Annotated in this window: 11 protein-coding genes; 1 reads left to right on the top strand and 10 read right to left on the bottom strand. The window is 69.4% G+C overall.

Annotated features, from left to right (window positions below; genetic code table 11):
- Positions 1-371 precede the first annotated feature (371 nt).
- Entirely contained in the window at positions 372-893 is a 522-nt protein-coding gene (locus tag ABD256_RS29810; protein ID WP_344426314.1) for a YflT domain-containing protein, read from the top strand.
- Positions 894-960: 67 nt separating this feature from the next.
- On the opposite strand, the gene ABD256_RS29805 is transcribed toward ABD256_RS29810, so the two are convergent.
- From ABD256_RS29805 to rsmD, 10 genes are all read right to left on the bottom strand, one after another.
- Positions 961-2,226, bottom strand: coding sequence for a DUF1700 domain-containing protein (locus tag ABD256_RS29805; RefSeq protein ID WP_344426310.1), 1,266 nt, complete (start codon positions 2,224-2,226; stop codon positions 961-963).
- Positions 2,223-2,546 (bottom strand): PadR family transcriptional regulator, encoded by a 324-nt coding sequence (locus tag ABD256_RS29800; RefSeq protein WP_215542441.1) that lies wholly within the window; start codon positions 2,544-2,546, stop codon positions 2,223-2,225. The genes ABD256_RS29805 and ABD256_RS29800 overlap by 4 nt, the downstream gene beginning before the upstream one ends.
- 88 nt (positions 2,547-2,634) lie before the next feature.
- Positions 2,635-3,495 carry a bifunctional DNA-formamidopyrimidine glycosylase/DNA-(apurinic or apyrimidinic site) lyase gene (gene mutM, locus ABD256_RS29795; protein ID WP_344426306.1) on the bottom strand — a complete coding sequence of 287 codons (861 nt, stop codon included), beginning with the start codon at positions 3,493-3,495 and terminating at the stop codon, positions 2,635-2,637.
- Between the two features lie 6 nt (positions 3,496-3,501).
- Positions 3,502-4,251 (bottom strand): ribonuclease III, encoded by a 750-nt coding sequence (gene rnc / locus ABD256_RS29790; protein WP_344426303.1) that lies wholly within the window; start codon positions 4,249-4,251, stop codon positions 3,502-3,504.
- Positions 4,252-4,267: 16 nt separating this feature from the next.
- On the bottom strand, positions 4,268-4,450 hold the full coding sequence (rpmF, locus tag ABD256_RS29785) for a 50S ribosomal protein L32 (RefSeq protein WP_215542438.1): 183 nt from the start codon (positions 4,448-4,450) through the stop codon (positions 4,268-4,270).
- A 59-nt stretch (positions 4,451-4,509) separates the two neighbouring features.
- Complete coding sequence (locus tag ABD256_RS29780) at positions 4,510-5,115, bottom strand: YceD family protein (protein WP_344426296.1); 606 nt, start codon at positions 5,113-5,115, stop codon at positions 4,510-4,512.
- Between the two features lie 76 nt (positions 5,116-5,191).
- A complete protein-coding gene (locus tag ABD256_RS29775) occupies positions 5,192-5,914 on the bottom strand; it encodes a DivIVA domain-containing protein (RefSeq protein WP_344426293.1) in 723 nt (240 codons plus the stop codon).
- Positions 5,915-6,047: 133 nt separating this feature from the next.
- Positions 6,048-6,791, bottom strand: coding sequence for a ribonuclease domain-containing protein (locus ABD256_RS29770; RefSeq protein ID WP_344426290.1), 744 nt, complete (start codon positions 6,789-6,791; stop codon positions 6,048-6,050).
- 1,034 nt (positions 6,792-7,825) lie between these two features.
- On the bottom strand, positions 7,826-8,308 hold the full coding sequence (coaD, locus tag ABD256_RS29765) for a pantetheine-phosphate adenylyltransferase (protein WP_344426288.1): 483 nt from the start codon (positions 8,306-8,308) through the stop codon (positions 7,826-7,828).
- Positions 8,309-8,345: 37 nt separating this feature from the next.
- Positions 8,346-8,909, bottom strand: a complete 564-nt coding sequence (gene rsmD, locus ABD256_RS29760; RefSeq protein WP_344426285.1) for a 16S rRNA (guanine(966)-N(2))-methyltransferase RsmD — start codon at positions 8,907-8,909, stop codon at positions 8,346-8,348.
- Positions 8,910-9,217: the final 308 nt, after the last annotated feature.

Raw genomic sequence — 9,217 nt, 5'->3', positions numbered from 1 at the left:
AACAAAGCATCCACAGCCTCACCCCACCCCACCACACCCCCCTCGCCCGCCTACCCTCCGAGTGCCGCGAGGCCCGCGCCGAAGGCGCGGTCACTCCCAACCCAGCCACCCACCCGGCGACCCGGTGCGCCCCGCGCGCCCGGGAGCGTGCAAGTCGGTCGCAGGGCCCCCTGGGCCCTCTGAATTTGCGATGGCAGGGCGCACCCCGCGACCAACCGGCGGGTCGAGCTGGAAGCCGCGCCCTGGCAGCGCAAATTCTGACGACCGATAAAAAACACAGACCGACAAAACATAAGAGCTTCCTGTGAAGTTGGCGTTTCCGGCATTTCTCACCGCCGCGCCACGTTGGACGGGGTGAAGAGGTGAGGACAATGACCACAGCATTCACAGGTGCCGCCTTCGCGGGCGGCCAGGGGACCCCGCGCGTGCCGACCCTCCCGAGCGGATGGCCGATCGGGTCGTACGACTCCTACGATGAGGCGCAGCGCGCGGTCGATCACTTGGCAGGCAACGACTTCCCGGTGACCGACGTGACCATCGTCGGCGTCGAGCCGATGCTGGTGGAGCGGGTCTCGGCGAAGCTGTCGTGGGGCAAGGTGCTCGGCGGCGCGGCCATGTCCGGCGCCTGGTTCGGGCTGTTCGTCGGCCTGCTGCTGAGCATGTTCACCCCCGGCGCCGGGCTGCTGCCCATCGTGATGGGTCTCGGCGCGGGCATCGTGTTCAGCCTCATTTTCGCCGCGATCAGCTACGGCGCCACGAAAGGCCGCCGCGGCTTCGTCTCGACGAGCCAGCTCGTCGCGAAGCGCTACGACGTGCTGACGCAGCCCCGCAACGCCGAACAGGGCCGTGAAATGCTGGCCAGGTTCTCCATGCGGGCGCACGCGCTCGGGTAACACCCAGTACCGGCAACGAAAAGCAGGGAGCGGCCCCGACACCGCTCCCTGCTTTTTTCGGCCGCCCTCAGCGCGTGGGCGCGGGGCTGGGTTTCGGCGGCTCCGGCGACGCGGGCGGTGCGGGCGGCGGTGCCGGTGTCGAGGACACTGTGGACGGTGGTGCCGGCGCCTTGCTCGTCGGCACCTTCGGGAGCGCGGCCGCGAACGGGGTTTCCGTGTTCTCCTGGCAGTAGGCGCGGTACCCGTAGTAGCCGTTGCGGTTGCCGTGGTCGTCGAGCGTGCCCTGGTCGATGCGGGGGCGCGGGTACACGTTGTCGTTGCCTCGCGCGGCTTTGCCACCCGAAGCGGGCTCACACGCGTAGCGCGGCAGCGAAAGGGGCCTGCCGTTCTCGTCGAACAGGTAGATGTCGTGCAGCGGCTTCCCCTGCGCGTCGAAGGCGTAGATGTTCTCGACGTTGTCCGCGCCGTAGGACAGCGCGGGCCTTCCGTCCGCTGTCTGGTTCGAGGTGTAGGAAGTCGAGCTGTAGCCGTAGGGGCCGTTCAAGCTCTGCGAATCCAGCAGGTGCGCGCCACCGCCGAGCAGCGCACCCGCCGCGAGCGCCGACACCGGCAGGCTGTACCACAGCCAGCGCCGGTCCTTCGCGAGCATCGGCGCGACCACGATCGCCACCACCCCGACCACGACCAGTGCCACCAGCACCAGCACCGCGAACGACGAGCGGCGCACCAGCAGCACGCCGAGCAGGGCCAGCGCGGCGGTGCACACCAGCCACCACGCGGGCTGCAGTGAGCGCAGGTACGCCATCGCCCTGCGCTGCGAGTCCGTCCTGTCCTCCGAGCGCAGGTATCCCAGCACGGCACGGACCTCGGGCAGTGCCTTGACCGGTCCGAGCCCGTGCTTCACCACGTGCACCGCGCCGAAGACGAGGAAGACGGCGGGCACCACCAGGAAACCGAGGAGACCGCTGCGCCGCGACATCCCGGCACCGAAGCCGAGCGCCGCGATGAACAGCGCGGAACCCACCAGGCTCCACAACGCGATCCTCGGCACGAGGTTCGGGTGGCGGGGCCGGTTCTTCGCCTCGGCAGGGGGCGGCGACGCCGGTGGTGCCGGGTAGTCGCCTGCCGCCCTGATCTCCGCGGCGTAGCTCTCCGGCGAGCCGAGCCGTTCGATCATGCTGTCGACGCGGGCGTCTTCGCCCAGTTCCCCGGCGATTTCCTGCAAATGCGGCCGGACGTCCTCGAGGATCTCCTCGATCTCCGCGTCCGGCAGGTCGGCCAGTGCGGTGCGGACCCTGGCCAGGTAGTCACGCACGGCGGTCGGCGTGGTCATGATGCCTCTCCCAACAGGTTGTCCATCGTCTTCGCGAACGTCCGCCACGTGTTCCCCGACTCCGCGAGACGCCGGCGCCCCAGTTCGTTCATGCTGTAGTACTTGCGGTGCGGCCCTTCTTCGCTCGGCACCACGTACGACGTGAGCAGGCCCCCTTTGTAGAGCCGGCGCAAGGTGCCGTACACGGACGCGTCGCCCACCTCGTCGAGCCCTGCCTGTCTGAGCCTTCGCAGCACGTCGTAGCCGTATCCGTCGTCCTCGCGGAGCACCGCGAGGACAGCGAGATCGAGCACGCCCTTGAGCAGCTGACTGATCTCCACGACGCCTCCTGGTTGAACACGATGGACAGTACCACGCATTGCGCAGTAGTGCGGACAGCACTGGTTCGTGTCGTCCTCAGTGGACTGTTCAGCGGTGGCGCGGCCTCGGCTGGCAGCGAGGGCAGAAGTACGAAGAGCGGTTCATGAAGGCTTCGCGGACGATCGCGGTGCCGCAGCGGCGGCACGGCTCGTCACCGCGCCCGTACGCGTCGAGCGAGCGGTCGAAGTAGCCGGACTGGCCGTTTATGTTGACGTACAAGGCATCAAAGGAGGTTCCGCCCGCGGCGAGCGCCTCGGACATCACCTCGGTCGCCGACGCGAGGACGCTCTTCCCCTGCGCCGCCGTGAGCTTCTCGGTCGGCCGGGACCAGTGCAGCTTCGACCGCCACAGCGCTTCGTCGGCGTAGATGTTGCCGACCCCGGAGACCAGTGTCTGGTCGAGCAGCGCCCGCTTGACCTCGGTGCGGCGCGACCGCAGCGCGCGGACCGCGGCCACCGGGTCGAACAGCGGGTCCATCGGGTCGCGCGCGATGTGCGCGATCGTGCCCGGCACGCGGGAGCCGTCGGCGGAAACCATGTCGTCGAGCGCGAGCCCGCCGAAGGTCCGCTGGTCGACGAACCGCAGTTCGGGGCCGTCGTCGTCGAAGCGCATCCGGACGCGGAGGTGCTTCTCGTCGGCCGCGTCCTCCGGCCGCACCAGCATCTGGCCGCTCATGCCGAGATGCGCGAGCGCGGCCTCACCGCTGGACAGCTCCAGCCACAGGTACTTGCCGCGCCGGCTCGCGGCCACGATCCCGACACCGGCGAGCCTGCCGGTGAAGTCCGCCGCGCCCAGCACGTGCCGCCGGATCGCCCTCGGGTGCAGGACCTCGACCTCGCTGATCACCCGGCCCGCCACGTGCTCGGCGAGCCCGGCGCGAACGACCTCGACCTCGGGAAGCTCCGGCATGCCGCGCTAGTCGGCTTCCGATTCGGCCTTGGCGGCCTCGATCTCCTTGGTCAGGAAGCGCCAAGCCGTCTCGGCGGCCTTCTGCTCGGCTTCCTTCTTCGTGGTGCCGTCACCGTGCCCGAGATCGCGCCCACCGACCAGCACGGTGGCGCTGAACTCCTTGCGGTGGTCCGGCCCGGTGTCCTCGACGCGGTACTCCGGGACGCCGAGCCCGGAGGACGCGGTGAGTTCCTGCAGGCTCGTCTTCCAGTCCAGCCCGGCACCGCGCAGCGGCGCCTCGGCCAGCAGGCCGTCGAAGAGCCGGTGCACCAGGGTGCGGCCCGCTTCGATGCCGTGCGCGAGGAAGACCGCGCCGATGACGGCTTCGAGCCCGTCGGCGAGGATGCTCGCCTTGTCCCTGCCGCCGGTGAGCTCCTCGCCCTTGCCGAGCAGCAGGTGCGCGCCGAGCCCGCCCTCGCCGAGCCCGCGAGCGACCCCGGCGAGCGCGTGCATGTTCACCACGCTGGCCCTGAGCTTCGCGAGCTGACCTTCGGGCAGGTCGGGGTGCTCCCGGTACAGGTGATCGGTGACCACCAGGCCGAGCACGGCGTCACCGAGGAACTCGAGACGCTCGTTCGGCGGCAGGCCACCGTTCTCGTACGCGTACGAGCGATGTGTCAGTGCGAGCCGAAGCAACTCGGCGTCCATCTCGACGCCGAGCGCTTCGAGCAGGGTAGCCGGGTCGGCCGTGGGCCCCGTGGTCGACTTACCCCCCATGATCGCGTCGCCCGCCTCAGGCGGGCTCGACGACCTGACGGCCGTCGTACTGCCCGCAGTTCGGGCAGGCGACGTGCTGCGGCTTCGGCTGCTTGCAGGCGCGGTTCGAGCAGGGCACCAGCTGCACCGGAGCCGCCTTCCACTGCGAACGGCGGGCGCGCGTGTTGGATCGCGACATCTTCCGCTTCGGGACAGCCACGGCTGGTTCTCCTCATCGACTAACTGCCCGCTGGCGCGAGCGCGTACAAACTTGCTGGGTCAGGCTTGTTCTTCGGGGCCGTTCGGCTGATCACCCGTTTGATCACCGTCAAAACGTTCGACCAGCGCGGCCCACCGAGGATCTATCTTCTCATGCCCGTGCCCGGGCTCGAGATCGGCCCACTTCACGCCGCACTCGGTGCACAGTCCCGCGCAGTCTTCCCGGCACAGCGGCACCAGCGGCAGTGCCAGCACCACCGCGTCGCGGACCAGCGGCTGCAGGTCGATCCTGTCGTCGACGAGGCGGCTGACCTCGTCCTCGTCCGTGGTCTCGTCGGTGGTCGAGTCCGGGTAGGCGAACAGCTCGGTCACCTCGACTTCGACCTCGTCGGAGATCGGGTCGAGGCAGCGCGAGCACTCGCCGACGAGCGGTGCCGTCGCGGTACCGCTGACGAGCACGCCCTCGACGACCGACTCGAGCAGCAGGTCGACCTGCACCTCCGCGCCCTTGGGCACGGTGATGACATCGGGCACGCCGAGCGGCTCGTCCACCGCCATGGTCCGGTCGACCGCGCGGCTGAGCCCGGCACGGCGGCCGAGTTCGCGGGTGTCGAGCACCCATGGATCGCGCGCGTCGAGATGCGCGGCGGGCTTTTGTTCAGGCATTCGGGCTGCACCTGCGAATAGTGGTGGCTGGTTTCGGGGCGCGACTCGCGCGCAACCTCACCAGCGTACGCGTCCCCTACGCCTGGTAGTCGTACAGGGTGGTGCGGCCGCCGCTCATCGGGCTCGGGGCCCGCAGGTGGTTGCGGCCGGAGTCGACGGTGCGCAGCGTGGTGGCCAGCAGCTCGGAGAACTCCGCGAGCTTGCCGTCGACGTAGGCGTCGCAGTCGGCGCGCTGGCGATCGGCCTCGCCGTGCGCCTCGTCGACGATCCTGGCCGACTCGGCGTGCGCGGCCTGCACGACCTCGGTCTGCGCGACCAGGCGCGCCTGCTCGTTGCGGCCGTCGTCGATCGCCCTGTCGTACGCGTCGCGGCCGGCCTGGATCATGCGCTCGGACTCGGCGCGCGAGCGCTCGGTGAGGTTCTGGTACTCGGCCTGCCCGCCCGCGACCATGCGCTCGGCCTCGTTGTGGGCGTCGGCCATCATCTGGTCCGCGCGCGCCTGCGCGTCGGCGAGGATGCGCTCCGCCTCGGCCTGCGCGTCGGAAATGGTCTGCTCGGCCTGCGCGTTCGCCCCGTTGACCGTGCTGTCGGCCTCGGTGCGCGCCTTGCCGATCAGGTCGTCCCGCTTGTCGAGCACGTCCTGCGCGTCGTCCACTTCGCCCGGCAGCGCGTCCCGTACGTCGTCGAGCAGTTCCAGCATGTCGCCGCGCGGGACCACGCAACTCGACGTCATCGGAACGCCGCGAGCCTCTTCCACGATCGTGACGAGCTCGTCGAGAGCCTCGAACACCCGGTACACGGCAACTCCCTAGCTAGCCTGTTCCCCGAATTTGGCTACGCCCAGTTTGCCCGGTCAGCAGCCCGAAACGGTGAACGAGGGCTCTGCCGGGCGTGTCCTGCGCACGCCCGGCCCGCCGTGCACGGGGCGAGCGTCAGCCGCCGAGGTCGACCAGCTTGAAAGTCGCGTAGTGGTCGGGGGTGTAGAAGATCTCGCCGCCCTTGCCGGAGATCACGCGGTCCTGGTCGCCCGCGTTGAAGAGGTGGTAGTAGCCGGCGTCACACTTCGGGAGAACACCCTCGCGGTTCTCGTAGACCGTGCCGGCCGCGCCGCTCTTCGCCTGCTCGACGGCGGACTTGGCGGCCGAGGACAGCGTCGACAGCTTCACCTTCGCCACGCCCGCGGTGTCGCCGCACTTCGGCGTCGGGTTGGGGGTGCCGCCGTCGACCTGGATGATCGAGAAGGTCTTGTAGTGGTCGCCGGTGTAGAAGAACTCGCCCGCACTGCCGGTGACGATCCGGCGCGCGCCGCGGTCGGGGCTGCCGGGGGTCGGCACCGTGTACTCGTGGTAGTAGTCGCTCGCGCAGGACGGCAGGATGCCTTCCTTGTTCGTGAAGACCGAGCCGTCCTTGCCCGGGTACGGGAACGGGCCGCCCTTCTTGATCAGGTCGTAGGTCTGCCCCGCCTCGGCAGGCAGCGTGGACAGCGGGGTCTTCTTGTAGCTCGAGGTGTCGCCGCAGCTCGGCGCGGCGACGGCCGCACCGGTCGTTCCAGCCGCTCCGGCCGCTCCGGCCGCTGGCGCGCTGGCCGAAGCGCTCGTCGCGATGCCGAGACCGCTCAACAGGGTGATCACGAAGGCAAGCAGCACACCGGCTACACGAGATCGTTGGTTAGTCATTTTCGGACCGTAACCCGATCACGTGATCACCGGGAGGCCGTCGCGTGAACTCTCGGCTGGCCCGCGGAAGTCCCTACGAATGGCCGCGTCCGTTCGGGTCAACGCGACCGTTTGCCCGCCCTCCACGAGCAGCTCGCCGCGCGGGGCGGCGATTGCCTGGCGTGGTCCCTGAAGGCCGCCATCAGGGAATCTGACGCCACAATCTCGCCCCTCACAGCGCCCGGCATGGTGACGCCCATGCCCTGAAGGACGCCTTCACCGCATCCGATTCCCTCAAGGCCCCCATCGGGGCATGCGCCCCGGAACCAAGCAAGCCCTCGAAGGCCACCTCCACGGCATTCACGCCCTTGGAGGCCCCTGTCCGGGGCACCAGCACGGAGGCACCAGCGCGGACACGAGAAAGAGACGCGAGCCACTAAATCCCAGCGCATGCCCTCAAGGGCACCATCAGGGAATCTGACGCCACAATCTCGCCCCTCACAGCGCCCGGCATGGTGACGCCCATGCCCTGAAGGACGCCTTCACCGCATCCGATTCCCTCAAGGCCCCCATCGGGGCATGCGCCCCGGAACCAAGCAAGCCCTCGAAGGCCACCTCCACGGCATTCACGCCCTTGGAGGCCCCTGTCCGGGGCACCAGCACGGAGGCACCAGCGCGGACACGAGAAAGAGACGCGAGCCACTAAATCCCAGCGCATGCCCTCAAGGGCACCATCAGGGAATCTGACGCCACAATCTCGCCCCTCACAGCGCCCGGCATGGTGACGCCCATGCCCTGAAGGACGCCTTCACCGCATCAGATTCCCTCAAGGCCCCCTTCAGGGGCATGCGCTGGGTTCAGGGCGTGCGCGCGGGAGCAGAGGAAGCTCACGAAGGCCGCATCCACGGCGTCCACGTCTTGAAGGCTCCCTCCAAGAACATGAGCGAGGAAACGAGCAGGGGCGAGGGAGCGAATCCCAGCACGTGCCCCGAAGGTGACCTTCGGGGCATCCAGCGCCGCAAACCCGGCCATCGCGGTGGACGGCCCGCGCGCGGTCAGCCAAGGGCGGGGAGCTTTTCCTTCAGGCGTTCGAGCACCAGGGGCGGGACCAGGTTCGTGACGTCGCCGCCGTAGGTGGCGACCTCCTTCACCAGCGAGCTGGACAGGAAGCCGTAAACCGGGTTGTTCGGCATGAGCAGCGTCTCCACGCCGGACAGCTCGCGGTTCATCTGCGCCATCTGCAGCTCGTAGTCGAAGTCGCTGACCGAGCGCAGGCCCTTCGCGATGGCCGCGATGTCGTTGGCCCGGCAGTAGTCGACGAGCAGGCCCTGCCACGAATCGACCCGGACGTTGGGCAGCGAGGCGGTGGTGTCCCGCAGCAGCTCCATCCGCTCCTCGATCGCGAACAGGCCCTTCTTGTTCTTGTTGATCATGACCGTCACGACCACCTCGTCGAAGAGCCGCGAAGCCCGCTCGATGATGTCGAGATGTCCGTTGGTCGCCGGGTCGTAGGAGCCGGGACAGACCGCACGCCGCATGGGCGGACGCTACCAAGCCCCGCCCGCGGCCACACGGTCAAGATAGGTCGGTCACATGCTCCGCGCGGAAGATCCCGGTGTCCCCGTACTTCTTCGTGCGCAGCGGCCGGTAGGGCTCCGGCCAGTCGAGATCGCCGTCCCGCACCGCGCGCTCCACCACCACCAGCGCGTTCTCGGCGACCCACCCGCCCGACGACAACGACGCGAGCATCGAACCGAGCGCCGCCGCGTCGACCGAGTACGGCGGGTCGGCGATCACCAGGTCGAAAGCCGCCGGAGCCGGTTCGGCCACGACCGCCTCCACCCGTCCGTGCCGCACCGTCCCGCCGAGGCCGACCCCGCCGACGTTGGCGCGGAGCAGCTCGACCGCGACCCGGTCCGCCTCGACGAAGAAGGCCTCCGCCGCACCGCGCGAAAGGGCTTCCAGGCCGAGCGCGCCGGAACCCGCGTACAGGTCGAGCACCTTCGCGCCGTCCAGCTCCCCCGCCGTCTCCAGCGACCCGAACAACGCCTCGCGCACCCGCTCCGAAGTGGGCCTCGTCCCCTTCGGCGGCACCTTCAGCCGACGCCCACCCGCAACCCCCGCGACGATCCTGGTCATGTGCTGGATTGTCGCTGGTGCCCACCGGGCCGCAAATTCGCGCCGCCACGGCGCGGCTCCGGCACGGACCACGGGCGTGGGCCGGCGGGTGCGGTTAGCGGGCTAAACGTCGTCGGCAGGCGAACGGGGCGGCGGGTCGCTGAGATGCCGAGGAGGCCACCAGCGAGGGTCCTCCGCAAGGAGCCTCCGGGGAATGTGACGCCGTGAAGGGCACAGTGATGTGTGCGCGTCGGTTCCGGTGAGGTGGGTGGCGGATGCGTGGAGCCGTCGGGGCCTTGGTCCGTGAAGGTCGCCTTCGGGGAATCTGA

It is taken from the genome of Amycolatopsis minnesotensis, from assembly GCF_039529815.1.
Taxonomy (GTDB): Bacteria; Actinomycetota; Actinomycetes; order Mycobacteriales; family Pseudonocardiaceae; genus Amycolatopsis; species Amycolatopsis minnesotensis.
The sequence above is the reverse complement of the archived record's forward strand: the minus strand, read 5'-3'. Positions and strand labels throughout refer to the sequence as shown.